This is a genomic window from Planomicrobium stackebrandtii, assembly GCF_030814955.1.
Classification (GTDB): Bacteria; Bacillota; Bacilli; order Bacillales_A; family Planococcaceae; genus Planococcus; species Planococcus stackebrandtii.
In genome coordinates this window covers 17622-44608 of the sequence record NZ_JAUSWB010000010.1, presented here as the reverse complement: position 1 = coordinate 44608, position 26987 = coordinate 17622, and the positions used below count along the sequence as shown (strand labels likewise).

Annotated in this window: 27 protein-coding genes; 14 read left to right on the top strand and 13 right to left on the bottom strand. The window is 45.3% G+C overall.

Features of this window, described 5'->3' with window-relative positions; genetic code table 11:
• Positions 1–5 precede the first annotated feature (5 nt).
• Complete coding sequence (map, locus tag QOZ98_RS17095; protein WP_142829855.1) at positions 6–758, top strand: type I methionyl aminopeptidase; 753 nt, start codon at positions 6–8, stop codon at positions 756–758.
• Positions 759–888: 130 nt separating this feature from the next.
• On the opposite strand, the gene QOZ98_RS17090 is transcribed toward map, so the two are convergent.
• On the bottom strand, positions 889–1623 hold the full coding sequence (locus QOZ98_RS17090; RefSeq protein WP_308788511.1) for a tryptophan-rich sensory protein: 735 nt from the start codon (positions 1621–1623) through the stop codon (positions 889–891).
• A gap of 193 nt (positions 1624–1816) precedes the next feature.
• Between QOZ98_RS17090 and QOZ98_RS17085 the strand changes: the two genes are divergently transcribed.
• From QOZ98_RS17085 to QOZ98_RS17075, 3 genes are all read left to right on the top strand, one after another.
• Positions 1817–3616, top strand: a complete 1800-nt coding sequence (locus tag QOZ98_RS17085; protein WP_308788510.1) for a M3 family oligoendopeptidase — start codon at positions 1817–1819, stop codon at positions 3614–3616.
• Position 3617: 1 nt separating this feature from the next.
• Positions 3618–4166 carry a GNAT family N-acetyltransferase gene (locus QOZ98_RS17080; RefSeq protein ID WP_308788509.1) on the top strand — a complete coding sequence of 183 codons (549 nt, stop codon included), beginning with the start codon at positions 3618–3620 and terminating at the stop codon, positions 4164–4166.
• Between the two features lie 86 nt (positions 4167–4252).
• Positions 4253–4735 carry a DinB family protein gene (locus tag QOZ98_RS17075; RefSeq protein WP_308788508.1) on the top strand — a complete coding sequence of 161 codons (483 nt, stop codon included), beginning with the start codon at positions 4253–4255 and terminating at the stop codon, positions 4733–4735.
• Positions 4736–4742: 7 nt separating this feature from the next.
• Here the strand turns inward: QOZ98_RS17075 and QOZ98_RS17070 are convergent, their stop codons facing one another.
• From QOZ98_RS17070 to QOZ98_RS17055, 4 genes are all read right to left on the bottom strand, one after another.
• A complete protein-coding gene (locus QOZ98_RS17070) occupies positions 4743–5309 on the bottom strand; it encodes a beta-class carbonic anhydrase (protein ID WP_142829844.1) in 567 nt (188 codons plus the stop codon).
• Positions 5310–6343: 1034 nt separating this feature from the next.
• Complete coding sequence (mreBH, locus tag QOZ98_RS17065; RefSeq protein ID WP_308788507.1) at positions 6344–7351, bottom strand: rod-share determining protein MreBH; 1008 nt, start codon at positions 7349–7351, stop codon at positions 6344–6346.
• Between the two features lie 182 nt (positions 7352–7533).
• Complete coding sequence (locus tag QOZ98_RS17060; RefSeq protein ID WP_185960109.1) at positions 7534–7674, bottom strand: hypothetical protein; 141 nt, start codon at positions 7672–7674, stop codon at positions 7534–7536.
• An 85-nt stretch (positions 7675–7759) separates the two neighbouring features.
• On the bottom strand, positions 7760–8992 hold the full coding sequence (locus tag QOZ98_RS17055; protein WP_308788506.1) for an aminopeptidase: 1233 nt from the start codon (positions 8990–8992) through the stop codon (positions 7760–7762).
• A gap of 147 nt (positions 8993–9139) precedes the next feature.
• Between QOZ98_RS17055 and QOZ98_RS17050 the strand changes: the two genes are divergently transcribed.
• From QOZ98_RS17050 to QOZ98_RS17035, 4 genes are all read left to right on the top strand, one after another.
• Positions 9140–10234, top strand: a complete 1095-nt coding sequence (locus tag QOZ98_RS17050) for a carbohydrate kinase (protein WP_308788505.1) — start codon at positions 9140–9142, stop codon at positions 10232–10234.
• A complete protein-coding gene (locus tag QOZ98_RS17045) occupies positions 10231–11142 on the top strand; it encodes a pseudouridine-5'-phosphate glycosidase (protein WP_308788504.1) in 912 nt (303 codons plus the stop codon). Before QOZ98_RS17050 ends, QOZ98_RS17045 begins: the two co-directional genes overlap by 4 nt.
• Before the next feature lie 111 nt (positions 11143–11253).
• Positions 11254–12561, top strand: coding sequence for an FAD-dependent oxidoreductase (locus QOZ98_RS17040; RefSeq protein WP_308788544.1), 1308 nt, complete (start codon positions 11254–11256; stop codon positions 12559–12561).
• A complete protein-coding gene (locus tag QOZ98_RS17035; protein ID WP_308788503.1) occupies positions 12558–13544 on the top strand; it encodes a class I SAM-dependent methyltransferase in 987 nt (328 codons plus the stop codon). The genes QOZ98_RS17040 and QOZ98_RS17035 overlap by 4 nt, the downstream gene beginning before the upstream one ends.
• Before the next feature lie 374 nt (positions 13545–13918).
• Here the strand turns inward: QOZ98_RS17035 and QOZ98_RS17030 are convergent, their stop codons facing one another.
• Both QOZ98_RS17030 and QOZ98_RS17025 read right to left on the bottom strand, forming a co-directional pair.
• The gene (locus QOZ98_RS17030; RefSeq protein ID WP_142829829.1) at positions 13919–14140 is read right to left on the bottom strand and encodes a DUF1128 domain-containing protein; all 222 of its coding nucleotides are present in this window, start codon (positions 14138–14140) and stop codon (positions 13919–13921) included.
• A gap of 58 nt (positions 14141–14198) precedes the next feature.
• On the bottom strand, positions 14199–15560 hold the full coding sequence (locus QOZ98_RS17025) for an alanine/glycine:cation symporter family protein (RefSeq protein WP_308788502.1): 1362 nt from the start codon (positions 15558–15560) through the stop codon (positions 14199–14201).
• Positions 15561–15747: 187 nt separating this feature from the next.
• Here QOZ98_RS17025 and QOZ98_RS17020 point away from each other — a divergent pair, with 187 nt between their 5' ends.
• Both QOZ98_RS17020 and QOZ98_RS17015 read left to right on the top strand, forming a co-directional pair.
• Positions 15748–16323: a YtxH domain-containing protein gene (locus QOZ98_RS17020; protein ID WP_308788501.1), complete on the top strand. Its 576-nt coding sequence runs from the start codon at positions 15748–15750 to the stop codon at positions 16321–16323.
• Positions 16268–17233 carry a YihY/virulence factor BrkB family protein gene (locus tag QOZ98_RS17015; RefSeq protein ID WP_308788500.1) on the top strand — a complete coding sequence of 322 codons (966 nt, stop codon included), beginning with the start codon at positions 16268–16270 and terminating at the stop codon, positions 17231–17233. The genes QOZ98_RS17020 and QOZ98_RS17015 overlap by 56 nt, the downstream gene beginning before the upstream one ends.
• 22 nt (positions 17234–17255) lie before the next feature.
• Here QOZ98_RS17015 and QOZ98_RS17010 read toward each other — a convergent pair whose 3' ends face one another.
• The 3 genes from QOZ98_RS17010 to QOZ98_RS17000 all read right to left on the bottom strand — a co-directional run bounded on the left by QOZ98_RS17010 (position 17256) and on the right by QOZ98_RS17000 (position 20234).
• Positions 17256–19124 (bottom strand): heavy metal translocating P-type ATPase, encoded by a 1869-nt coding sequence (locus QOZ98_RS17010; protein ID WP_308788499.1) that lies wholly within the window; start codon positions 19122–19124, stop codon positions 17256–17258.
• Between the two features lie 202 nt (positions 19125–19326).
• A complete protein-coding gene (locus tag QOZ98_RS17005) occupies positions 19327–19521 on the bottom strand; it encodes an SE1561 family protein (protein WP_308788498.1) in 195 nt (64 codons plus the stop codon).
• A 332-nt stretch (positions 19522–19853) separates the two neighbouring features.
• Positions 19854–20234, bottom strand: coding sequence for an OsmC family protein (locus QOZ98_RS17000; protein ID WP_308788497.1), 381 nt, complete (start codon positions 20232–20234; stop codon positions 19854–19856).
• A 79-nt stretch (positions 20235–20313) separates the two neighbouring features.
• Here QOZ98_RS17000 and QOZ98_RS16995 point away from each other — a divergent pair, with 79 nt between their 5' ends.
• Positions 20314–21492: an MFS transporter gene (locus QOZ98_RS16995; protein ID WP_308788496.1), complete on the top strand. Its 1179-nt coding sequence runs from the start codon at positions 20314–20316 to the stop codon at positions 21490–21492.
• A 495-nt stretch (positions 21493–21987) separates the two neighbouring features.
• Here QOZ98_RS16995 and rlmD read toward each other — a convergent pair whose 3' ends face one another.
• Positions 21988–23352 (bottom strand): 23S rRNA (uracil(1939)-C(5))-methyltransferase RlmD, encoded by a 1365-nt coding sequence (gene rlmD, locus QOZ98_RS16990; RefSeq protein ID WP_308788495.1) that lies wholly within the window; start codon positions 23350–23352, stop codon positions 21988–21990.
• 41 nt (positions 23353–23393) lie between these two features.
• Positions 23394–24293: a TIGR01777 family oxidoreductase gene (locus QOZ98_RS16985; protein ID WP_308788494.1), complete on the bottom strand. Its 900-nt coding sequence runs from the start codon at positions 24291–24293 to the stop codon at positions 23394–23396.
• A gap of 209 nt (positions 24294–24502) precedes the next feature.
• Here QOZ98_RS16985 and recX point away from each other — a divergent pair, with 209 nt between their 5' ends.
• Genes recX through QOZ98_RS16970 form a run of 3 tightly spaced genes read left to right on the top strand, consistent with a single transcriptional unit; the run spans position 24503 to position 25890 of the window.
• A complete protein-coding gene (recX, locus tag QOZ98_RS16980) occupies positions 24503–25309 on the top strand; it encodes a recombination regulator RecX (protein WP_308788493.1) in 807 nt (268 codons plus the stop codon).
• Entirely contained in the window at positions 25302–25634 is a 333-nt protein-coding gene (locus QOZ98_RS16975; protein ID WP_308788492.1) for a YfhH family protein, read from the top strand. Before recX ends, QOZ98_RS16975 begins: the two co-directional genes overlap by 8 nt.
• A 4-nt stretch (positions 25635–25638) precedes the next feature.
• Positions 25639–25890: a YfhJ family protein gene (locus tag QOZ98_RS16970; RefSeq protein ID WP_142829804.1), complete on the top strand. Its 252-nt coding sequence runs from the start codon at positions 25639–25641 to the stop codon at positions 25888–25890.
• A gap of 104 nt (positions 25891–25994) precedes the next feature.
• On the opposite strand, the gene QOZ98_RS16965 is transcribed toward QOZ98_RS16970, so the two are convergent.
• Complete coding sequence (locus QOZ98_RS16965) at positions 25995–26975, bottom strand: metal-dependent hydrolase (protein ID WP_308788491.1); 981 nt, start codon at positions 26973–26975, stop codon at positions 25995–25997.
• Between the last annotated feature and the right edge of the window lie 12 nt (positions 26976–26987).

The following is a 26987-nucleotide window of genomic DNA, read 5'->3' as shown; positions in this document are numbered from 1 at the left end:
CATTGATGATAGCAACTAATGAAAAAGATATCGAAATGTTAAAAAAAGCCGGCCAAATGGTGGCTGAAATTCGCGAAGCGATGAAAGCCGCAACCAAAGCGGGCGTTACTACGAAGGAAATTGACGACTTGGGCGGCAAACTGTTTGAAGAGTTGGGCGGCGTCTCCGGTCCAAAATCAGAATATGATTTTCCGGGATTCACATGCATCAGCGTCAATGAAGAAGTGGCCCATGGCATTCCGGGTGACCGCGTGATTCAGGATGGCGATATTGTGAATATCGATGTTTCTGGCTCCTACGAAGGATTTTTCTCTGACACAGGCATCTCATTTGTTGTTGGGGAAGGGCATGCGGATAAAGAAAAAATCTGTGAAGCGGCTGCTTCAGCCTTTGACCGCGCGATGACAAAAGTCAAAGCCGGCGCCAAACTCAACCAAATCGGCAAAGCTGTGGAACGTGAAGCAAAAGAACAAGGCTTGTTCGTCATCAAGAATCTGACCGGGCATGGCATCGGCAAATCACTGCATGAAGCCCCTCAGCACATTTTAAATTATTATGATGCGTGGGAGACGACCATCCTGAAAGAAGGCATGGTGCTGGCAGTAGAGCCGTTTATCTCACAGAAGGCAGAGCATATTATAGAATCAGGTGACGGCTGGACATTCATCACACCGGACCAATCTTTGGTGGCGCAGATCGAACATACCGTTCTCGTTACAAAAGGCGAACCTATCCTACTGACAAAGCTGGATAAATAACAAATTCCATAAACAGACAAAAAAGATCCGGTTTATCCAGCCGGATCTTTTTTGTTTTTCATTTCATAACTAAAGTTTTACCGCATAAAAAAACTGCGGTTCCACTCGTTTTAATCGAGTAGTCCACAGTTTATTGAACTGCCGGTGCAGCTTTTTTCTTGATTAATAAAATACCGGTTAATATGACGCCGCTTAAGAAAATAGAGGCTGTGGTTACCAGCATTTCACTCGTACCGTGCTTGACGGCAATTCCGATAAATGCCCAGATAAAGACCAGTGCAAAAGGAATGTCAAAGTGATGGAAACGGATATGCAGTGCAAGCGCAGTCGCCACTGTCAGCATAATCACTGTCCATAGCTGGTCACTGAGTCCCCAGCCGTTCCAATTATAATAAGTCAGAACAAAACTGATATTGGCAATGGTTGCGACACTGATCCAGCCCATGTTCACTGAAATTGGCAGCCGTTCCGTAAATGTTCTCTCCGAATTGCTGTATTGCAGATAAAGCGCAATCAAGGCTAACAGGTAGCCAAGCATAGCGGCGATTGACCAGGCAAAAAATTCATAATGCCACAACAGCAGCCAGCTGATATTAAAGACGCAGCTTAAAATGAAAAATAAGGCAATCTTGGTTGAGGGGGTCTGTCCCTTTCTTAAGCGCACCCAGAATGCAATGATCCAAACAGCCAGCAAAAGATAAATGATGGACCAAATTGAAAATACATAACCGGCGGGAGTGAACAGCACAAGAAGCCGGTTAGAAATTTCGCCTGTGGTTTGGCCATTCAGCGGCATGGTGTTTGCTAAAGTATTCATGACAATTACTGCGATAAAAGCGATTGTCATAAGCAAAATACGAATCATGCGAAATCCCTCCTTCTTTTTAGTATAACGGTAGCAGTTTCAATCAACAAATATCCTTTTCCAAAAAATTTCCTAAAAATGGCGATAAGGTGAAGTGTTTTATGCGAAGTGGAATATTGTTCCGGTTTCGAAAAGAAAAATGATATACTAAAGGAGCGTTTTTAGAAAATTTAGTTTACCAGGAGGCAGAATCATGACAGTTAACTATCCGGAAGTATGGGATTTGGATACGCTTTTTCCAGGAGGCAGCGAATCACAGGAATTGCGGCTACATATGAACGAAGCAGTAACAAAGCTTTCAGCGTTTGAAGAACTGGTCCACAACTTCAAAGTGCCGGCTGCAAAAGAAGATGCTCAAAAAGTAGCTGACTTGCTTGAACAAATGAGCGGTGTGATGCGGCACCTTAGCCAATCCGGTGCATTTATAGGCTGTCTGATGGCACAGAATACGCAAGATAAAAAAGCCGGGATTTTGGAAAGTGAAGCGTCTTCTCTGTCGGCACGTTTTCAAAACTCGTTCCAAAAAATCCAGCAGGACCTGTCGAAAACAGAAGATGGGGCATGGACAGAGCTGCTCAAAGAAGAATCCTTGCGTGAATTCACCTTTATCTTGAACGAATGGCGCGAAGAAGCAAAAATGCTGCTGTCTGAAAAGGAAGAAAGTTTGATTACGGCTTTAGGCGTTGATGGCTACCATAGCTGGAGCCAGCTATACGATATGCTGGTCGGAGAAATCAATGTCACTGTCAGCGTCGACGGCGAGTCCAAATCGTTATCAGTGGGGCAGGCAAATAACTTAAGCTCCCATAAAGATGCAGCGGTACGCAAGGAATCCTACGAGAAATTGGAGGAGGCTTGGACGGATAAAGAAGAGTTTTTTGCCAAGACGTTAAATTCCATAGCCGGTTTCCGCTTGGAGACTTATAAAAAGCGCGGATGGGACAACCCGCTGCAGGAGCCATTGCATATCAACCGCATGAAGCAGGAAACACTGGACGCCATGTGGGGAGCCATCAGCAGCAACAAACAGCCTTTCGTCGATTATTTGGATCAAAAAGGCAAACTGCTTGGAAAAGATGGACTTGATTGGTATGACGTAGATGCACCGGTAACTGAAAGCACGCAGCAATTTTCTTATCAGGAAGGCGCGGAATTCATACTCAAACAGTTTGGCAAATTCGGCCCTGAACTGGAGCAATTTGCACAGCAGGCATTTGAAAAAGGCTGGATCGAAGCGGAAGACCGTCCAAATAAACGCCCAGGCGGATTTTGCACCGGCTTGCCGTTAAGTGAAGAATCACGCATTTTCATGACTTACAGCGGATCTATGTCCAATGTGGCTACCTTGGCGCATGAACTCGGGCATGCATTCCATACGTATGCGTTGCGCCCTGTCCACTCCTTGAACCGGTCATACGCGATGAACGTAGCTGAAACCGCGTCGACATTCGCTGAAATGATTGTGGCAGATGCGGCTGTTAAAAATGCGCAGTCCAAGGAAGAAAAAATCGCGTTGTTGGAAGATAAAGTCCAGCGCAATGTAGCGTTCTTTATGAACATCCATTCTCGCTTCCTTTTTGAAACCCGTTTCTATGAAGAACGCAAAAAGGGCGTCGTTCCGGCATCCCGATTAAATGAATTGATGGAGCAGGCACAAACAGAAGGATTTGCTGGTGGATTGGCATCAACGCATCCGCATTTCTGGGCATCTAAACTGCATTTTTACATTACGTATGTGCCATTTTATAACTTCCCGTATACGTTCGGCTATTTGTTCTCTTTGAGTGTTTATGCAAAAGCATTGGAAGAAGGAAGCGGCTTTGAAGAAAAATACTTGGCTTTGCTTCGTGATACAGCAGTGATGTCAGCAGAAGACTTGGCAATGAAACATTTGGGCGAAGATATCACGCAGCAGGCTTTCTGGGAAAAAGGAATCGCTTTATGTGTGCAGGATGCCGAAGAATTTATTTCGCTGACTTCTGCTGAGGCCTAATATGAATTTGCTTTTCGAAGGACAGACTTGTTACCTGCGCAGTTTAACCGTCGACGATGCAGAAGAGATGATGGAATTGCTGCTGCGCAACCGGGATTATTGGTCTGTGTACGAACCGCGTCACCGGGACAGTTATTTTTCAGCAGCCGTTCAGCGGGAAAAAATTCGGGAATCGATCTACCAGGCGAGAGAAAATCGGGAGTACAGTGTAGGAATTTTTGAATATGACACGAAAAAACTGATTGGCCACATTTCCGTCTACAGTGTCAAGCGCATGCCTTTTTTAAGTGCATTGGTCGGTTATTCCATTGATGAAGCATATATTGGCAAAGGCATTGCAACAGAAGCGGTAAAACTAATGACTGTTTTCGGTTTTGAAGAGCTTCGCCTCCATCGGATGGAAGCCTATGTTTCACCGGAGAATGAAGGCTCTATACGGGTATTGGAAAAAACCGGATTTCGCCGGGAAGGCTTGCTTAAGGAGTTTCTCTATATCAATGGCGAATGGAAAGACCATTATTACTATGCCATGATTGAGAAAGAATTTTGAAAGGGCAAGGCCACCTATAAAAAATGGTGGAAAGAGATGCAGCGTTGGTTTGAAACGTGAATAAAAGTAGAGGAAGGTGCGTAAAAATGGATAAAGAAAAAATGTTCTCTTATCATAAATGGGCGACACTGGCTTGCTTGGAACATGTTCAAACCTTGGGCGAGGACTTGTATCAGAAAGAAGGAGCAAATTCTTTTGCTTCGATTCATGCGATAGTTGAACACGTGATCGGAGTGGAGAAACTGTGGCTGCTTCGGATGATGGGGGTAGCTAAACCGGCATTTGAGCATTATGAAGTGGAAACAACCCAAAAAGCGATGGAGGCATTTATGCTGCTGCATGCTGAAATGGAATTGTTTTTTGCATCATTGTCGGAAGAGCAGTGGCAGGAAACACTCGATTACCAAAATATGCGTGGAGACGATTTTTCCTCAACACGGGAAGAGATGCTGTTTACCGTTGTCAATCATGCCAGCTACCATAGAGGACAGATTACCTCGTTTCTCCGGCAATTTGGCAAAGAGGGAACGGCCCTCGATTATATTTATTACCAAAAACAAAACCGCTGAGAATTTCTCAGCGGTTTTTGTTTCCGTTAACGACAACATCCAGTTTGCCTGTGGTCGGGTCGATGACCAGGCCATGAACAGGAACCGTGGTGTCGAGCAGAGGGTGGTTGCGGACCATATTGACGCTGTGGGCGACGCTTTCCGTCACATCATCAAATCCGCGGAGCCAGCCTTTCAAATCCACTCCGGAATACTCCATCATATCAATGGTCTTTTCATCTACGCCCCGATGTTTCATCTTTTCCAGCATTTTTTCAGGATTAATGGAAGCCATGCCACAATCGTGGTGTCCGATAATGTAGATTTCATCTGCATTCAACTCGTACACAGCAACAAGCAGGCTGCGCATGATGCCGCCGAATGGGTGGTTGATGACAGCCCCGGCGCTTTTGACGATTTTAATGTCGCCGTTTTTAAAATTCATCGCTTTTGGCAGCATTTCAAACAGGCGCGTATCCATGCATGTCAATATAACAACTTTCTTGTCAGGAAATTTGGTGGTCATAAACTCTTCATAACGCTTTTCCTTCACAAACTCTTCGTTATACTCCAGAATTTCATCTAATAAAGCCATTATGCTTCCCCCTTATTGAGTGATACCTTTTAAGTTTAATCCAAATTTCTGAAAAAGACGAATGGAAATGATAGCTACAAAGAAAATTAGGGGAAAAGTCATTCCTCGGAAGTGTTTTTTGATAACACGATGCTTTTTATAGGAAACGAATATATATTGATGGTTCTCATGCAGCAAGTTTCTACAACTGTAAAACTGAAGACAATGCGATTATCTCGTCATGTCTTCAGTTTTCTTTTATTGTCTATTTTCTTGTGGCACAAATTGGAGTTGCATGGCGCTTGCGCTTTTCTTGTTGTCCAGTTCCAGCAGCCAGCCCCTCGAGTCGCTTCAGCCTTACCAGCAATGGCGAAGACCGCCATTACCGGTAAGGCTTCCAGCGCTTGTCGGGGCTAAACGGCTGCTTGCGCTTTTCTTTGTGTCCCGCTCCAGTGCCCAGCTCTTCGGGTCATAAGCCAGCCCTGGTGTCCAGTTGCAGTGCCTAGCTCTTCGGGATGTAAGCCACTCTGGCTATGCGGCTGAATACACGCCGCTTCGCCAGATCGTCTTACACCTGTCAGAGCTGAACAGGCACTTTCACTTTTCGTGCTGTGCGGCAAAAAGCGCCACTTCGCTGGTCCGTCTTATGCCTGTCAGAGCTAACCGGGCACTTGCGCATTTCTTGTTGTCCAGCTCCAGCAGCCAGCCCCTCGAGTCGCTTCAGCCTTACCAGCAATGGCGAAAACCGCCATTACCGGTAAGGCTTCCAGCGCTTGTCGGGGCTAAACGGCTGCTTCCGCATTTCTTTGTGTCCAGCTCCAGCGCCCAGATTCTAGGGTCATAAGTCACTCTGGCTGTGCGGCTGAAGAACGCCGCACAGCCCGAGCGTCTTATGCCCGTCGAATCTACATGGGCGCTTGCGCATTTCTTGTTGTCCAGCTCCAGCAGTCAGCCCCTCGAGTCGCTTCAGCCTTACCAGCAATGGCGAAGACCGCCATTACCGGTAAGGCTTCCAGCGCTTGTCGGGGCTAAACGGCTGCTTCCGCATTTCTTTGTTACCGGGACATTTTCTCTAATTGCTTAATCATGCCTAGTGACAGGCCTGTTCCGATCGCAACCGATTCGAGAGGCTGCGGGGCAATATGGACTGGGACTGAAATTTCTTTCGACAGCCATTCCTGCATGCCTTTCAGCAAGGCGCCGCCTCCCGAAATGACGACTCCCTGGTCAACCATGTCACCGGACAGTTCAGCCGGGCAATTTTCCAAGGTAGCTCGGATGCATTCTAAAATTGCGGACAATGATTCCTTTAGCGCTTCCTGGGTCTCAAGAGAACTTAATGTGATGGTTTTCGGCAAGCCGCTCATGATATCACGACCTCGGATTTCCATATGCTCCACTTCATGGGGAACTGGCGCATAGCCGATTTCCTTTTTGATATTTTCGGCAGTGCGTTCGCCGATCAGGATATTATAATGCTTGCGGACATATTGGATAATGTCTTCATCCATGCGGTCGCCGGCCACTTTGACAGTGTTTGAAGAAACCACTCCGCCAAATGAGATGATGCCGACTTCTGTAGTGCCGCCCCCTATATCCACAATGACGCTTGCGACCGGTTCGCTTATGGGCAGATCTGCTCCAATAGCGGCCGCTACGGTTTCTTCGATCAAGTGAACAGTTTTAGCACCGCTTTGCTTTACCGCATCGTGGATAGCGCGGCGTTCTACTGTCGTAGCCCCAGAAGGTGTACAAACCATAACATTGGGTTTTCGGTAAGCACTGCCGAGCTGTTTTGCTGCTCTTTGCATGATGATTTTCAAAAGGTCTCTGGTGACATCGAAGTCTGCAATGACTCCGTCTTTTAAGGGGCGGATAACCAGGATGGAATCGGGAGCTTTGCCGAGCATAGCTTTTGCTTCATCTCCAACTGCCAGCACTGCCCGTGTTTTCGCATCCAATGCTACGACAGAAGGCTCGTTTATGATGATGCCTTTTGCTTTTGTATAAACTAATATATTTGCAGTTCCTAAATCGATACCGATATCTATTGCAGAAAACATATATAAATTCCTCCTATGAATAAAGACGCTAACTAGTACGGATTTTACCATTGCCAAAGGGTAAGTGAAAGAGCCGAAGGGACCTAAAGCGCATAGAAATGGATAAAACATTTATTTTTTGTATGGCTTCTGGAGCAGGGAACATAAAAACCGGCTTCAATGAAGAAGCCGGTTTTAGTCGCTTAGTATTTTTTTTCAGGAATAGGGTCTACATGCTCTGCGTCGTGCGGATGCAGCTCTTTCCCAAGAAAGTGTAGAAGCGTAAAGAAAAACAGGAAAATTACGACCATAAAGCCGAGTGTGACAGTAATGCCATAAAACATAATGATAACTCCTCTCTAATCTGTAATTATCAATGTTAAGTATACATGATTTTAGCGGAAAAAATAAGTGTCGAATTATCGATACTTAAAATGCCCAGTTGCCGCCGCGGAAAATTGCCTCGCGCGATCCGTCTTCCATGATTCCGTCAATGTCCATTTCTGAAGAGCCGACCATGAAATCAACATGCGTGATGCTTTGGTTCAAGCCGTTTTTCAACAACTCTTCCTGAGACATCGTCTTTCCGCCTTCAATACAGAATGCGTAAGCGCTTCCGATGGCAAAATGGTTTGATGCATTTTCATCGAACAGGGTGTTATAGAATAAAATATTCGAATCAGAAATCGGTGACTGGTGGGGAACCAATGCCACTTCGCCAAGGAAATGCGATCCTTCGTCGGTTGCAACCAGTTGTTTCAGGACGTCTTCGCCTTGTGCAGCTGTCACGTCAACAATTTTACCGTCTTTGAAGGTAACTTTAAAATCGTCAATGATGTTGCCTCCATAGCTCAATGGCTTCGTACTGGAGACATAGCCGTTTACACCCGTTTTATGCGGTACTGTGAAAACTTCCTCAGTTGGCATGTTCGCCATGAAAGCATCACCTTTTTCATTGATTGATCCGGCTCCACACCATAGGTGGCCTTCTGGAAGAGCGACTTCCAAATCAGTTTTCGGTGATGTGTAATGAAGTTTGGCGTATTTCTTGCCGTTCAAATAATCGACCTTTGTATGAAGCAACTGGTCATGCTCACTCCATGCCTCGATCGGCTGGTCGAGATCTGCACGCACTGCTTTAAAAATCGCATCCCATAACGTATCGACTTGTTGCTCTGCCGGTACATCCGGAAAGACTTTCGCAGCCCATTTTTGGGAAGGAGCTGCAATAACAGTCCAGCTGATTTTATCCGATTGGACGTATTGGCGGTATTTGCTCAATGCCTGCCCAGTCGCTTTTTGGAAAGCAGCAATGCGTTTCGAGTCGATTCCGGCTAAAAGGTCCGGGCTTTGAGATACGACACTGATAAAAGCAGCCCCTTGGTCAGCCAATTGCTCTCGTTCCTGTACTTTCCAGGCCGGATAGTCTGAAAACGAATCTTCTGGCGCCATTTCAAAGCGCAGACGTGAAATAGCATCGTCGTTCCAGTCGACATACACTTGTTTAGCTCCTGTTTCGTAAGCTTTTTTAGTAATCAAACGAACCAGTGGTGCAGCCTCAATTGCAGCAGCAATATAAAGCTGCTGGCCAGGTTGAATATTTACTCCCACTTTTACAGCCAGTTCAGCATAGCGGGTTAACTTTTCATTAAAAGATGTCAAATAAATCTCTCCTCTCATCTCTTCTATAGTAGCAATTTTCAGTCACCCCCTGCAATGTTTTATAACGATATTCGAAATAATATTTCCCTTGCCTTTTTCGTTATAAAAGTTTATGATTTAAACAAATGTTTGAACGGAGGTGTTGAAATGAATCAGAAAGAAGTGGAAGTACTGGAATTGATCCGCCGCAACCCTTATTTATCCCAACAGGAAATGGCGGAACACTTGAATATGTCCAGGCCATCGCTTGCCAACTTTATCTCAAATCTGATGCGTCAAGGAAAGATTTTGGGACGTGCTTATGTATTGCCGGAAGAAAAAACGGTCATTTGCATCGGCGGCGCCAATGTCGACCGGAAATTCCTGATGGACCAGCCTGCTCAGATGGGAACCTCGAATCCCGCATCGGTTTCCGGCAGTGTCGGGGGAGTCGCCAGAAACGTTGCGGAGAATTTGGGACGGCTTGGCCGGTCCGTCAAACTCCTGTCAATTGTCGGTAATGATCCGGAATGGAATTTAATTGAGGCGGCTTCGAGCTCTTTTATGTCGACTGAATTGACAAAAGCCATGGATGGGCTGTCGACAGGGACATATACAGCCATTTTGGAACCGGATGGCGAAATGCTGCTGGCCATGGCGGACATGAAAATTTATGATTCCCTGACCCCGGAATATGTGGCTAAAAATGAAAGTGTCCTATTGTCGGCTGCTTTTCTCGTCATCGATTTAAACAGTCCGTTGGAAACGCTGGAGTATGTTCGGCGACTGGCTTTGATCAATAACATTCCACTGGCAGTTATTCCAGTATCTGCTCCAAAAATGGAGCGGTTGAGCGATAATTTGGCGGGCATAAGCTGGCTGATCCTGAACAGAGATGAAGCAAGCAAATATTTGCAGCGGTCTATTGATTCACTGGATAGCTGGCATCAGGCTGCTGAGCAGCTCTTGGCACGGGGAGCAGAAGCTGTGGTGATCACAGGCGGAAAAGATGGAGCAGTAGCTGGAAATTCTGATGGCATCCGCCATTACCACTCCATGCCAATCGAACAGGTTGCGGATGTAACTGGAGCTGGAGATGCATTTTCCAGTGCTATCATTCACAGCGTGATGGATGGCCAGGAATTTGAGTTAACTATTCAAACGGCTATGGTCAATGCAGCCAAAACATTGGAAAGCAATGCGACAGTGCGTCTTGAATTAAACGCTGCACAACTACAAAAAGAACTGGAGGAATTACAATGACATCAATGATTTCTTATTCAACTGAAGTACAACAGGCAATAGAGGGAAAAAAACCAATCGTGGCGCTCGAATCAACCATCATTTCGCATGGCATGCCTTATCCGCAGAATGTTGAAACGGCCCGCATGGTAGAGCAGATCATCCGTGACAATGGAGCAGTTCCTGCAACCATTGCAATTATGGACGGCAAGATCAAGATCGGTTTGTCTGAAGAAGAATTGGAGTTGCTCGGCAACAGCCCAGGCGTTTCCAAAGTATCGAGAAGAGACATCGGCCAATTGATCGCTACGAAAAAAATCGGAGCAACAACAGTAGCGGCAACGATGATTTGCGCAGAGCTTGCAGGCATTCGTGTTTTCGCTACTGGCGGAATCGGCGGAGTGCACAGGGGGGCTGAGACAACGATGGATATCTCAGCTGATTTGGAAGAACTTTCAAACACTGGAGTCGCAGTCGTTTGTGCAGGAGCGAAGTCGATTTTGGATATCGGCCTGACATTGGAATACTTAGAGACAAAGGGTGTACCCGTCATAGGGTTCCAAACAGATGAAATGCCGGCATTCTATACCCGTTCAAGCGGTTTTGACCTGACGTTCCGCAGCGACGACTCAGCCGAGCTCGCCAAAGTGCTAAAAGCAAAATGGGATCTGGGAATAAAAGGCGGAGCAGTTATCGCCAATCCGATTCCAGCAGAACATGCTTTGGAGGAATCGTTTATCAATGGCATCATCGCTCAAGCAATGGCTGAAGCGAATGACAATGGCATTTCAGGAAAAGAAGTGACGCCATTCCTTTTAGGTAAAGTCAAAGAGCTGACTGAAGGGAAAAGCCTGGTCGCCAATATCGAACTGGTTAAGCATAATGCGAAAGTCGGAGCTCAGCTCGCTGCAGCCTATAACCAACTTTAAGAATAATTTGTGAAAAGAAGTCCATCCATGGGCTTCTTTTTTTGTTGAAGAGGTTTAATGGGTTTTCAGTCTCCTAGAGGTAGGGTAAGGAGAGAGAAGGGGATGAAGCAGATGAAAACTGACGTATTCATCGGCGGGGGTGGAATCGGTGGATTAACGCTGGCATTGAAATTGGTGCAGCGCGGAATCGATGTGGTTCTCGCCGAACGAATGGCTGTTAAAGCTCCTACTTACAAGGGAGAGCTTCTGCAACCAAAAAGTATGCAGATATTTGATGGCCTCGGACTGTACGAACAAATATGTGATCGTTCAAATGAAATTAAAGTACTGGATATGCTTGAACTTTCAAGCACCCTGCAAGTGAAAGACCAGGCATTCATGGATTACAGTGTGCTGCCGGGCAAGTATAATGCAGCATACATGATGCACCACGAAGAATTGAAATCCGTTATTTTAAAAGCAGCTTCAGAATATGAGAACTTTCATTATTTAAAAGGTACTTCCTGCAAAGGCTACGGAGAAAGAACAGCCTTGCTTCAAAAAGGGACAGAGAAATTCGAAGTAGAGGCGCAGTTTTTCTTTGGTGCCGAAGGCAGGTCTTCAGTGACGCGAAAAGCGATGGAAATCGAAGTTAAGCAGACCACCTATAATCATCATTTTCTGACAGTGACGTTTCCGCGTTCCGAAAGTTTTACAGATGGGAAAATCATTTCCACCTACAATCGCTTTTTAGGACTTTTTCCGCTGCCTGACGATCAAGTGCGCAGCGTGTATTTGATTCCGCCTGGGGATTACAAGCAGCTGAAAGAAAAGCCGATCACCCACTTTCATAAATTGTATACCGATTTGGCACCTGCGGTGGATGGGTATGTCCAGCGATTGACGGATTGGAAAAAAATCCAATTGATGATTCCCGTCATGTATCATGCCAACTCCTACGTAAGCGGCAACAAGGCAATTATTGGCGATGCCTGCCACGCTGTCCATCCGATGGCAGGAGAAGGAATGAATATGGCCATTCAGGATGCTGATATTCTGGGTGAATTGGCGGCAGATATGTTCAAACAAGGAAAAATGGATGCCAGTAATTTAAAGTGGTACGAAACTGTGCGCTACAAGCGTGCAGACCATGTAATTCAACTAAGCCATTTGGCGGCGCTTGCCTACTCGTTCCCGTTCAAACCGGTGAGCTATATACGCCAGCGGACATTTGAGCGCATGGAGGAAGATCCAATTCTCCATTTTAAGCAGATGTTGAACGTTTCGGGTCTTGGCATGTGGAAGGAGAATTTCCGTGACCGTTTTATCCAAGGAGGCATTATGCCTGTCCGCATGAAAGATCTGACGGATGACACAAAAGAAATGAAATATTATACACCGGAAGAAGATTATCCATGGAAAGCGGAGGGACTCACATGATCGATGTCATGAAGATGTTTAAAGCAAGAATGTACATGAAACGAAATGAACCTTTTTTATACAGCTGGCACGCATATGTGGGCTACGAATTGGATTTATTTAAAGCCTTCGAACGCCCGGTAACGAAATTTGATGTAGCAGATGCTCTGCAATTGGACGAAGATCTGCTGAACCAATGGGTGAATGTCGGGGTGTCGATTGGCCATTTGAAAGAAGCAGGAAGAGATCGCTACAAAACATGGAACGCTTGGAAACTGCCGAAACCGAAAGGCAATAATTCTTCCGGAGTGCTGCTGAAGGAAATGATGGAGCTGCACATTCCGACATTATTGAGTTATCCGGAGATGATGCGCAAACAGGAACGTCTGCATTTCGATGAAGAAAAGCATGCACCAACCGTTGCTGAAACGAGCCGTTTGTTGGAAGTGCTGGCATTGCCGAAGATGTCCAGGCGCCTAAAAGGGAAAGATGTTGATACCGTATTGGATATCGGCTGTGGAGAAGGCGGTTATATCAAGAAGTTGGCTGAACGTTTTCCGAATACGCATTTCACCGGAATTGAGATTAGCCCTGCTGTAACCGAAGTTGCGAAAAGCCTGACAAGAGATAATCAGAACGTTTCCATTGAAAATGCTGATCTATGGAAATATAAACCTGTCCAACTGCAAGGAATGGTCATGATGAACAACGTCATCCACTATATCGACCTCGAAAAACGCCAGGATCTCTTCACTGAACTGTCCAGCTGGATAAAAGAAGAGGGAATTCTTTCGGTGGTGACGCCGATTGCTGGAGATAGCGATAGCACACCATTCGCCAATGTATTCAACAGCTTCTTCTCATCATTCGACAACCTCTACCGCCTGCCTACGCGCCAAGAGTTAGCCCAGTGGGGAAAACATGCAGGACTCGAATTGCTCAGCCTCCAAACCGTCATAAAAGAAGGCGGCTGGTATATTGTTCAGTATGAAAAGAAAAGCTGAGGCGATCGTTTTGCTCCGACAGACATAAGCAGCACTTCCGAAGCGGCGTATTTTGCCGCACAGGTAGTGCTGCTTATGACCCGAGAACCTGGCTTCTGAAGCTGGACAGAGAAAAGCTGAAGAAGCCGTTAAGGTTTGACAGGCATAAGACAGACCGGCGAAGCGACGTGTTTTAGTCGCACAGACGGGTTGGCTTATGACCCGAGAACCTGGCTTCTGAAGCTGGACAAAGAAATGCCGAAGCGACTCGAGAGACTAGACGCCGAAGCTGGACAAATAAAAGCTAAGGCGACCGTTAAGAAACAAAGTGAAAATATTCGACTCAGCAAAAAAATGCCCTGAAGAAAAATTCCTTCAGGGCATTTCAATTTGTCTTATTTGCGCAAAGAACCAAGTTCCGTTGCGATGGCCTGCATTTCACTTGTACTGAACTTGTCACGTGTTGAGACCATTTCATACAGTTCATGCAAGTCTTCGTACTGTGATGCGTTGAAATGTTCAGCTTTCATTGCGTCGACATTAACCATGCGCAATTTCGCTTTTATTTCTTCAATCATATAGCTGACATTTTCTGGAGATGGTTTTGATAAGTCCATGATAAGTTCCTGCCTTTCAGGTGGATATGCTTTATCATTTCATTATTCAAATGCAATGTCAATTGCCAGCGCGTTCGGCTTCTTTTTCTTCTTTGATTTTGGCGATGATGCGCTTTGTCTCGTAAACAATGACACCGGACAAACCAAGGAGTCCGATCAAGTTCGGGAACGCCATCAGACCGTTCATAACATCAGAGAATGTCCAAACAACATCTAGAGAAACGGTTGCACCGACAAACACCATCAATACGAAAGCGATGCGGTAAACGACAAGCAAAGCCGGGTTTTTAAACAAGTACTGGAAACATTTCTCTCCGTAGTAAGACCAACCGATAATCGTAGAGGAGGCAAAGAAAATCAATCCAATGGCTACAACAATTGGGCCTGCGCCGCCGAGGAATTGTTCAAAAGCGGCTGTTGTCAATGCTGCACCTTCTAAAGATTTGTCTGTATAAAGACCTGACATAACGATTGTGACACCTGTAATTGAACAGATGATGATGGTATCGAAAAACACCTGTGTCATGGAGACCAATGCCTGGCGACCAGGAAGATCCGTGATAGCGGCAGCGGCAGCAATCGGAGCAGATCCAAGCCCTGCTTCGTTGGAGAATACGCCTCGTGCCACACCATAGCGGATAGCGGCACCAATAGCACCACCGACTGCAGCTTCACCAGTAAACGCCGCACTGAAGATTGTAGCAAACGCTCCAGGAATCAGCTCCATATTGAAGATCATAATAATAATTCCAGCGATTATGTAGAAAAGCGCCATGAAAGGAACAAAGTATGAAGTGACGCGGCCGATACTCTTAATGCCGCCAAGCAATACCAATGCTGTGAAGATAGTTAAAATAATTCCGGTAACCCATGTCGGAACGCTGAAAGTATCACGAACAACTGACGCTACGGAGTTTGATTGAGTACCGTTTCCAATTCCAAAGGCGGCAATCGCACCAAAAACAGCGAACATGACAGCAAGCCATTTCTGTTTCAATCCATGCTCAAGATAGTACATCGGTCCGCCAGCCATTTGGCCTCTGGCATCGACTACACGGTATTTGACTGCAAGCACAGCTTCACCATATTTAGTGGCCATTCCGAAAAATGCAGAAAACCACATCCAGAAAACAGCACCCGGTCCACCTAGAATGACCGCTGTTGCGACACCGACTATATTACCGGTTCCGACCGTCGCCGCCATTGCGGTGGAAAGAGCCTGGAAATGACTGATATCCCCTTTAGAAGTTGTATCCGTATTTTTAGTGAAAACCAATTTCAAGGCGTAAGGCAATAGACGGACCTGCAGAACGCCGAGTCGGACAGTTAAGAAAATTCCAGTACCTACTAATAAAATCAATAAAGGCGGTCCCCATACGTAACCGCTGATAGTGCCCAATAGTTCTTCGATCTGTGCCATTGTTTCTCCTCCTTTTCTTAACTTTCCTTTCTTTAAAACCTCCCGTAAGCATAATATTCCGAAATTTTTTCAATATAGTCAAGTTATTTTTAAAAAATAACTTATGCATAAGTGTTTAGAATTTCAAAGATTAGGGAAAATTCCTAACAGATGTGAAAATCTTATTTTATATTGGGAGGAATTTAGGATGAGCCAAAACAAATTAATGACAGGTTTACTAGTAGGAGCAGCAGTGGGGATTATTGTCTCACTACTTGATAAAAACACGAGAAACGATGTTGTGAACAAATCGAAAAAAGCAAGCAGCAGTGCAAAATACTATGCTTCAAATAGAGATGAATTAGTGCAGGCTTTCCAGCAACAAGCTGAAAGAGCACAAAATCTGTATTCACGTATCTCTGAAGATGCTTCTTACGTGGGCAGCAAAGTAAATGAGTTGAAAGATATGACTCCGCAAGTGAAAGAAATGGCATTAGAAACAAAAGAAGCATTTATGGACACTAAAAAGGCAGTTGTAGAAACGAAGGATGATGTCATCTCAGCAGTTAAAGAAGACAACCCGTCTCCAACTTCTTCGTTGACAGATGATAAAGATTCTTCTTCAACATCGAACAACAGCTCATCATCAAGCAATAATTCATCATCAAATAACAACTCATCATCAAGCAACAAATCATCGAGCAACAATTCATCAACATCTAATAACAATGCTGGGAAAAGCAATCAGTCTGGCAACAATTCAAATTCTGGGAATCGGTCATAAGCCGATTACTCCCTCAAAACCTGCAGGACAGCAAAAGGACCAAGACCGTGAGCATGCAGTCAGTTATGATGTGACAACGGGAAAAGGTTTTTTGAAAGAGTTGTTTCAGCGGATTAAAGACGTCGACGTGCCAGGACTTGGAGCACAGTTGGCGTTTTTTTTCCTCTTGTCAATTTTTCCTTTGCTGATTTTCCTGGTAACCCTGTTGCCGTATTTATCTCTATCGCAAGATCAAATTTATAGTTTCATGGAAGAAGTTGTTCCAGCAGAAGTCTATGTACTGATTGAAAGTACTTTGGCAGAAATTTTAACCAGTCAAAACACTGGATTGTTGTCATTTGGTATTTTAGCGACGATTTGGTCGGCAAGCCTTGGTATGGACGCCTTGATCAAGTCTTTGAATCTTTCTTACAAAGTAACAGAAAATCGCCCGCTTCTCATAGCTCGGGGAATGTCGATTTTGATGACCATCCTGTTAATTTTTATTTTGATTGTAGCTTTGGCATTGCCTGTTTTTGGTGAGCAGCTTGGGTTATTGATATTTTCATTCCTGGGTTTGGAAGCAGGATTTCTGACTTTGTGGAGTTCAATTCGCTTTACCATCCCAGCAGTCATCACATTTGTCGCTTGCGCCATCATCTACTGGCTAGCCCCAAATGTAAAGATGAACATTCTGAGCGTTCTGGGAGGCGCCGCATTTGCAGCCATTGGCTGGATAGTGACTTCCTATTTGTTTTCCATCTACATTAGCAATTTCGGTAACTTTTCAGCCACTTATGGCAGTATCGGCGGTGTTATCATCCTGATGCTATGGCTTTATATCTCCGCCATGCTATTGATAATTGGTGGACAAATTAATGCCGTGATGAATGAACGCCGGCATTTCAATAAAAGAAGGCATCCTGAATGATTACCATTCAGGATGCCTTTTTCTATACGTGCCGGTTTAGCATGCGCAAGCCGTTTAAGATGACTAAAATTGTGCTGCCTTCGTGTCCAATGACGCCAATGGGCAGCGTGATGGCTTGAAAAAAGTTGGAAATAATCAAGAGGATGATAATCGAAACAGAAAAAAAGATATTCTGCTTCACAATGCGCTGCATTTTACGGGACAGGCGGATTGAATAGGCAATACGCGACAAATCATTTTTCATGAGGATGACGTCGGCAGTCTCTAAAGCAATATCGGTTCCAGCACCCATTGCGATGCCTGTCGTTGCAGTTGCCAGGGCAGGTGCATCATTTATGCCATCGCCTGTCATGGCCACATACTTATACTTTTCCAATAGTTTTTTCAGCTCATTTACTTTGTCAGCCGGCAGACATTCAGCAATGTAATCATTAACGCCTGTTTCTTTGGCAATCACGGCTGCTGTCTTGCGGTTATCACCCGTCAGCATGATGCAGTAAATGCCTGATTTTTGCAATTCTTCAATTGTTGATTTGGTAATATCACGGACCGTATCCTTTAAGGCCATGGCAGCAAGTATTCCGTGATTATCACGGACAAATGTGACTGTTTTCCCCTGATTGGCCAGTTTAGTCAAAAGACCATTTTCAAATGCTTCTGCCAGGCTTTCATCTACAAACTTTGGCTTTCCGACGAGAAACTTCTCCCGGCCAATAGTTGCTTTCAAACCATTGCCGGGAACATCTTCAATGGCCAAATTCTGCAGCGGAACAATTCCTTTTGAGACAATAAAATCATGGATGGCTTTGGCAAGCGGATGGTTCGATTGAGATTCGATGCCGGCAATTTTCGCCATCGCAAGTTGAGGATCTGCTCCTTTTCGAATGACAAAATCTGTGACTTCCGGCTGGCCCCGCGTCAATGTGCCGGTTTTATCAAAAGCGATAGCTCGTACCACACTCAAATTTTCGAGGTGCATGCCGCCTTTGAAAATAATGCCGCTTTTAGCTCCATTGGAAATGGCGGCAAGCGTGGCAGGCATGATGGAAGCAACTAGCGCACAAGGTGACGCTACGACCAGCAAAACCATTGCGCGGTAAAAGGTTGTATTCCAATCCCAGCCCAAAAGGTAATGCGGCATAAACAGCATAAGCACAAACGTAGCGAGCACCACTTTTACATAACGGCTTTCAAAACGCTCGATAAATTGCTGGGAAGGGGATTTCTCGCTTTGCGCCGATTGAACGAGATCAATAATCTTTTGGAACATGGTTTCAGAGCTGGGCTTGGTCATCACCATGGTGATGGCGCCAGACAAATTCACAGTACCTGCGTAAAGTTCATCTTTTTCATATTTTGAGACAGGAAGTGCTTCTCCGCTGATGGCAGACTCATCTACAGCGCTTTGGCCGATGTGCAAAGCGCCGTCCACTGGTATCCGTTCTCCGGGCTTTACGACGATAAGATCCCCTGTAGCCAGTTCTTCGATTGGGACACGCACCGTCTGCCCTTCTTTAAGCAGCCAAGCAGCTTCAGGCTGGAGTTCCATTAAGGAAGTTATTTCTTTGCGGCTTTTGTTCATCGTATAGGTTTCCAAGGCACCGCTTAAAGAGAAGATGAAAATCAGGATAGCGCCTTCTGTCCAGTAGCCGATGATGGAAGAACCGACTGCTGCTAAAATCATCAAGATTTCAACATTCAGCTGCCGGTCTTCAAGTGTTTTCAGAATGCCGTATTTCGCTTTCGCATAGCCGCCAATCCCGAATGCCAGCAAATAAGTAAAAACCGAATAAGTGAAGTATTGCTGTGTTTCCAAAGTAAAGGCGAGCACAATTAAAATTCCTGAAAAAATCGATGCAATTAATTCGATATGAGTTTTTAAAAATACCATAAGTGCCACCCGGCTTCCTTGGAATTATTGCGGATTTGCAGAAGGAAAAGAATCTACAAAGTGCTAGCAAATCTTGGAGAGGAGCTTAAATATTCTGTATTTATTCTATTTTATCATGGTTACTCCAGACTATGAGAGCAGGGAATGTCTTAATAGAGAACAAAAGAAAAATCCATTGCCGGATAGGCAAAGGATTTTCTGCTTACTGCTCTTCAGTTGGACGATCCTGAAATTGCTTCATCTTGTCATCTAAGTCATCGACCATCGCAATTAAGCGATCAATATCTTCAAGTTCTGTGTTTTCCGGTTCAATAGCATCTAATACTTCTAAAAACATGCTTAAGCGCTGTTTCATATAAGAGACCTGCTGTTCTTTGTTCGTAATGGATTTCCCCAATGGATACACCTCATTTCGCATGTTAATCGTAACGGATAATGGAGACGATTTCAATAACTATAGGTAGAACTAATTATTTTACTAGTTTATTTATTTAGAATATTTACTTAATATAAAGTTTGTGTTAAAGTAGGCTTATTCAACAGAGAGGGGAGGCCGAAGGGAATCAGCGAAACCAAACCACAACATCAGGAATTCCAAAGGAGGCGGTTCGCGCATTTCATCGGTGCCTTAACCGAAAATGGGATTATGAAAGATAACTTAACTGTATATAAAACATAAAGGCTCATCCAAAATCTGAAATCAGATGCGGAATGAGCCTTTTATGATGGCTAACGGATTTCGAAAGTTTCAATGATTTCAATTGAATCCTGAACAGACTGCACCATTGAACAGTTTTTTCGGGTCAGTTCCATAATACGCGGCATTTTTTCTTTGTTGATATTGCCCGCAATGATAAAATGCAAATGGACTTTTTCAACCCGGTCTGCCTCTTCTTTATTGCGCACAATCTCTTTAACCTCGATTTGGATATCTTCAGCAGGCATTCTCATTTTATCAAGCACTTTCCTCATCACTCCGCCGCTGCAAACTGCCAATGAGGAAACCAGTAGTTGATATGGACGAAAGCCATATTCTTCATTACTTGAAATTTCGAGCTTGCCAAAAGGCAGATGCCCCGTAAAGCCATTTTTGTTCATTGAATAATTCATTTGTTAACGCCTCCTTATGTTAGAATTGTATCTGAATTCTTATTAAATACAAAAGAACGTGCTTGTTCGGGGAGGCATCATGAAAAGTTTTTTGAAAAGTGAACGTGGCCGTTTTTGGATTTTGGTGGCCATCGTCTCCATATCCGGTTTTTCGCAAGGGATGCTGCTGCCACTGATTGCGGTTATTTTTGAGCAGGACGGCGTCTCGTCTGCATTGAATGGCTTGAGTGCCACCGGCTTGTATGTAGGAACCTTATTAATTGCACCATTTATGGAACCGCAGCTGCGAAAGTTTGGCTATAAGCCATTGATTTTAGTGGGAGGGGGATTAGTCATCCTGTCCCTTTTGCTTTTTCCCCTGTGGAAATCGGTCTTGTTTTGGTTTGTCCTGCGCATATTGATCGGTATAGGTGACCAGGCGCTGCATTTTTCAACTCAAACCTGGATTACCAGCACGTCGCCGCAGCACCGGCTGGGGCGCAATATCGCCATTTATGGAATGTCGTTCAGCATTGGTTTTGGGGCAGGCCCTCTTTTCGTGCCGATGGTGGAAGTATTTGAAGCATTGCCGTTTATCGTCTCTGGCTTACTGTGTCTGGTCGCCTGGTCGCTGGTGTTCCTGTTAAAAAACGATTTTCCGGAATTTTCAGGAGGCAGTATGACTGCGAAAGGTACATTGGGGCGCTTTAAAGCGGCTTTGATTATAGCATGGGTCGCATTCCTGCCGCCGCTCGGCTATGGTTTTTTGGAAGCCTCGCTCCATGCCATCTATCCAGTCTACGCTTTGCGGCAATCGATAGAAGTAGGCATGGTTTCCATCATGCTCGCTGCTTTTTCCCTAGGTGCGATTGCAACGCAATTGCCGTTGGGGAATTTAAGTGATCGGATTGGCAGAAGAAAAGTGTTGTTGCTGATTTTAGCGGGAGGAGCGGCAACATTTGCAACCGCCAGCTTCTATGAATCTAATGCCTGGCTGACTGTCGGATTATTTGCACTGGCCGGCATGTTTGTCGGATCTACGTTTTCGCTTGGCATTTCTTATATGGCGGACTTAATGCCGAAAGATCTATTGCCCACTGGTAATTTACTGTGCGGCATCGCTTTTAGCATCGGCAGCCTGGCAGGACCGTCGCTGGGCGGATTGTTTATTGAATACTCAGGAGGACTCAGTTTTTTGCTGTTGATTGCAGGGATGCTGCTGCTGATTTTGCTGTTGATCGCCATGAAGGGCAATACGAAGAGGGCAGATGCGATATAGAGTATTCCAACAAAAAAGCTGGACCAGAGAGTAGAATTCTCTGGTCCAGCTTTTCTTTTCCTATTGTCCAGACTCCAGCGCCCAGGCCCTAGGGTCATAAGCCACTCCAGCTGTGCGGCTGAAAACATGCCGCTTCGCCAGCGCGTCTTATGCCCATCGAGGGGCCGCAGGATGCGGGTCAGCTAACCGTTGCGACAGGAAGTCGCGCTTTTAGGTTAGCTACTGCTATTGGCAGCTTGCGCTTTTCTTTGTCCAGACTCCAGCGCCCAGGTCCTAGGGTCATAAGCCACTCCAGCTGTGCGGCTGAAGAAACGCCGCTTCGCCGGAGCATCTTATGCCGGTCGGACCTAAACGGGCGCTTGCGCTTTTCTTTATTGTCCAGACTCCAGCAGCCAGCCCCTCGAGTCGCTTCAGCCTTACCAGCAATGGCAAAGGCCGCCATTACCGGTAAGGCTTCCAGCGCTTGTCGGGGCTAAACGGCTGCTTGCGCTTTTCCTATTTCAACACTAATTTTGTTACGGATTCTACTTGTGCGGTTTGTGGGAACATGTCGACCGGTTGGATATATTCGATCCGGTAGATCTTCGTCAATTGCTGCAAGTCCTTTGCCAATGTGGAAGGGTTGCACGATGTGTAGACAAAGCGTTTCGGTTTTACTTTCAAAATGGTTTCCAATAGCGAATCAGCCAATCCGGTGCGTGGTGGATCAACAGTCAGTACATCAGGAACAAATCCTTCGTTGCTCCAAAGCTCCAGCCATTTTTCGGCTGTGCCGGTTACATATTTTGCCGCATACCCTTGTTTCTTGGCATTTGCTTTTGCATCAACGACACTTTCATGAAGAACATCCATTCCACGGATTTCCTTGGCACTGTCTGCCAGCCAAAGACCGATGGTGCCGACGCCGCAATAAGCATCGACTACTTTTTCCTGCCCAGTCAAATCAGCAGCACGTTTAATTTCATTGTATAGGCGAACGGTCTGTGTCGGGTTGAGTTGGAAAAAAGCACGGGCAGACAAATCGAATGCCAATTCGCCCAGCTCTTCATGGATGGTATCTTTGCCGAATAATGTAATCGTTTCATCTCCGAAAATGAGCGAGGTTTTTTCTTTGTTGATGTTTTGGACGATCGATACCAGATTCGTATCAATTTTTTTCAAACGTTCCAGCAATAATTCTTTTTGTGGAATTTTTGATCGTGTCGTCACCAAAACCAATTGGATTTCGCCGGTTTTGACGCCGGTGCGAACGACAATGGTGCGGATAATGCCTTTCATCGTCTTGCCGTCATAAATCGGCATTTTCAGTTCTTCCAGAATCCGTTTAACAGCATTGGTGATAACTGTCGTGTCAGGATGCTGAACGATGCATTGTTCGATGTCCAGTAGTTGATGGGAACCTTCTGCAAACAAGCCAGCAATGACTTTTGAACCTTTCAGGCGTGTTTGGAACTGGCTTTTATTGCGGTAATGCCACGGATCTTCCATGCCAATGGTTTTCTCGACATGGACTTTCGAGCCTTTCAAGTAACGTTCTAATGCCTGCACAACAAGATCACGTTTTTCGACCAGTTGCTGGTCGTAAGTCATATGCTGCAATTGGCAACCGCCGCAAGCTTCATAAATTGGGCAGGGCGGTGTCTGGCGGTGAGGCGAAGCGGTGCGCATTTTGACGATGCGGGCTTCAGCAAAATTGCGCTTGACCACAGTCACTTGCGCTGTGATTTCCTCTCCCGGCAAAGCTCCCGGTACAAATACCACATTGCGTTTGAAATAGCCAATGCCTTCGCCGTTAATGCCAAGCCGTTTAATCGTCATCGGAAATTTTTGGCCTTCTTCAATAATGGGTTTATCGTTCATGGATATCACGTCCTTCAGTTAATCATCCCCCCATTATAGCCTTATTTGTAGATATCAGCCAGTGCCGATCGTAAATTGGGAAACTTGAACTGGAAACCATGCTGTTCAAGTACGGTAGGCAGGACCCGTTGTCCCTCAAGAACCAATTGGCTTTTATCGCCTAAAGCCGTTTTCAATGCGAATGAGGGGACCGGTATCCAGTGAGGACGACCGAGCGCATGTGCAATTTCTTTGCCGAAATCCTTCATTTGTTTTGGCTGTGGAGCTGCAACATTGAATGCACCGTTCAGCCCATCGTTATCGATCGCAAAAATCAATGCCCGTGCTGTGTCTTTTACATGGATCCATGACAGCCATTGCTTGCCGGAACCAACTGTACCGCCTGCAAAAAGTTTGTATGGCAAAGCCATCAGTGGAAGTGCCCCTTCATCTTTTCCGAGAACAATGCCAAATCGGCCGCACGCTACACGCAAGCCGGCTTCTTCCGCTCTGGCCGCTAGTATCTCCCAGTCGCGAACAGTTTGAGCCAGAAAATCAGAACCTCTGTCGGCGGAAGCTTCTGTATAAGTCACCGTTTCAGACGGCGGATAAATTCCGATGGCGCTGGCATTCACAAGCACTTTCGGTTTTTTCTCAAGTTTATGAAAAATCCGCAGCAATTCGTTAGTGGCATCCATCCGGCTCGAATAAATCAGTTTTTTCTGTTCTTCGCTCCAGCGCCCGTCATTTATGGATGCGCCAGCCAAGTTGACAAAAGCGTCTACGCCTTCCAGCTGTCTTTCAGGAACGGCATCTTTTGTCAGCCATTCGACGTATGTAATTTTATCGGAAGGGGCTTTCGGCTTTCTTGTCAAAATAACTACCTCATCGCCTCTATCCAGCAGCAAACGGGTCAGTTCTCTGCCTACAAATCCAGTACCGCCAGTAATTGCTATTTTCATTTTGACCGCCTCCAGTTTTAGTTGTAGTAATCGGGCACTTGCTCATTATTTATTGGCCATTTGCTGCATAGCTCTTTAAAAATGAACACGATTGTCTTGAACAGCTGCATAGAAAGTAAATATACACATAGCATACCCTTTTAGGCGTAAGGCTATGTGTATATTTGCTTGGAAGGTGTATAATATAAGAAGAAGAGAGGTGCCAGTAAATGCCGATTATTTCAAAAATCACGCAGGGTAAGAAAAACCCTGAAAGGTATAATATCTTTTTTGAAGATAAATATGCTTTTAGCGTGGATGAAGCGGTGCTTGTCAGGCATCAGCTCACAAAAGGGAAAGAGTTGGACCAATGGACCATCGAAGAAATTAATTTCGAAGATGAAGTCCGAAAAGCCTATAACAAAGCGTTGTACTACCTGGGATTCCGCATGCGAAGCGAAGGGGAAGTACGCAAGAAGCTGAAAGAAAAAGAATACGGAGATGCCGTAATAGATGAAGCCATCAAAAAATTGTATACGCATAACTTTCTGGATGACCAGCAATTTTCAGAGGCGCTGATGCGAACGCAAATCAACTCGGGCAAAAAAGGGCCGCGTGCAATCCAGCAGGATATGCAAAAGAGAGGAATTGACAAGCAAATGCAAAAAGACGTTCTGGATTCGTATTCGGAAGAAGAACAATTGGAAGTTGCCAAAGTCCTTGCAGAAAAAATTGCGGCTAAAGAAAAGATGAAAACACCAAGCCAAATCCATCAAAAAATTACTGACACTTTGCTGAGAAAAGGCTATAACTATTCGCTGATCAAACTGGCGATTGAAGATCTGGAGCTTGAAAAAGATGACGATCAATGGACGGAGATTGTCACTGAACAAGGGGATAAATTATGGCGCAAGCACAGCTCAAAGCTGACAGGCTATGATTTAAAGTCAAAAGTGAAACAGGGATTATACCAAAAAGGTTTTCCTGGTGAAGTGATCAATGACTACCTGGATAAAAAGGAGCTTGAAGATGACTGAAGAAAAGCGTTACAGCGACATGACAGAACATGAACTCCGCGGGGAAATTGCGCGCCTAAAAGAAAAAGCCAGAAAAGCTGAACAGCTGGGCATCGTCAATGAGTTTGCGGTGCTGGAGCGAAAAGCTATGATGGCGGCAGCTTATCTTATAGACCCTGCCGATTTTAAAAAAGGCGAAGTATACCGAATTGAAGGAGATCCCAATGTCTATTTTCAGATCGATTACCTAAAAGGCCGATTTGCCTGGGGTTACCGAATGGGCGGAGAAAAACATACGGAAGCGCTGCCGATTTCCATGCTGCGTCCGTTGAAGGAAGGGAAGTAAGCAGATGAAAGAAATTATTGAACAACTGACAATTGAATTATTGGAAAAAAATCCAAATTTAACAGAGGAAAAAGCACGAATCTGGATTGAATTGCTTGCTTCTGATTTTGAATCTTCCTATGCTAAAGCAGGATATGACTACCAGGGAACAGCAGTTGTTGAAAAAGTGATGCGCCAGTGGATTGACAGCTATGGCGATAAAATACACGAATTTGCCAGCACCAATCCTAAGTACGCTCATTTGCTGAAAGACTAATGGAAAAGCGTCAAGGTCCGTTTAACAGCTATCTTAACTGCACTGCTGAACTTTAAGCTTGTTAAGGGTAAAAAAGAAAACGCGCACCCAGGGGTGTGCGTTTTCTAGTTGTGGCTGAAATCCAATTTTTTCCTTAACTTGTCTTCACTGAAAATCCATCCCGTATAGGAATTGATGATTTTGCATTCCTTATCCAAATGGGCGACAGCCACAAACGGATAATAGTCATTGCTGCGGTAACGCAGGTCAATCAGCCGCACTTCGAAAACATCACCATATTCGTTGATTTCCCAACGGTATAAAGGAGAAAATGAAATGAAGGCTGAGATGTTTTTATCCTTCATTGCTGCTTGGATCAGATTGTTTTCAGGCATCTCTTTTTTCATGAATTTATCATAGATATTGATGGTCCGGCCATATGCTCGTCCGACATAATGGTGCTGCTCTGTATTGGCGGCAACACGCCAGTGAAAAAAACGCATCGTCGGTGCCACAAAAACGTCAGTAGCGCCAGGAATGGTATTGCGGACGGCATGTATGATGGCTGCCTGCACTGCAAATCTTGCAATATAATAGAAGAGCATGGCAACGTACAAAATGCCGATGGTCCATACTGGATCTGCACCGAATGCCCAGATTGTCAAAGCTACGACATGTGCACCAAAGATAATAGGATCAAACGTGTTGATGACACCAAGCGCGACCCACCGGTTGGAAATTGGTCTGAGTGCCTGAGTGCCATAGGAATTGAAGATATCGACAAACACATGCATAAAGACAGCCAGGAAAGTCCAGAGCCATAGATGGAGCAAATTGGCTTCAGGGAACACAAGAGATAACGCACCTGCTATCAACAGAGGCCATGTCAGCACTGCGGGAATCGAATGGGTAGCACCACGATGATGCCGGATGTAGACGGCGTTGTCGCGAAGCTTTAAAACGGTGTCAACGTCTGGTGCCAAAGAACCGATGATGACACCGGAAACAACGGCTGTCATGGTGACGGGGTGGCTGGCGACGGCCGGGTCGGCCATTGCAAGGCCGCCTAGGGCAATGCCCATGACAATATGAGTTCCTGTATCCATTGCCTCATCCCC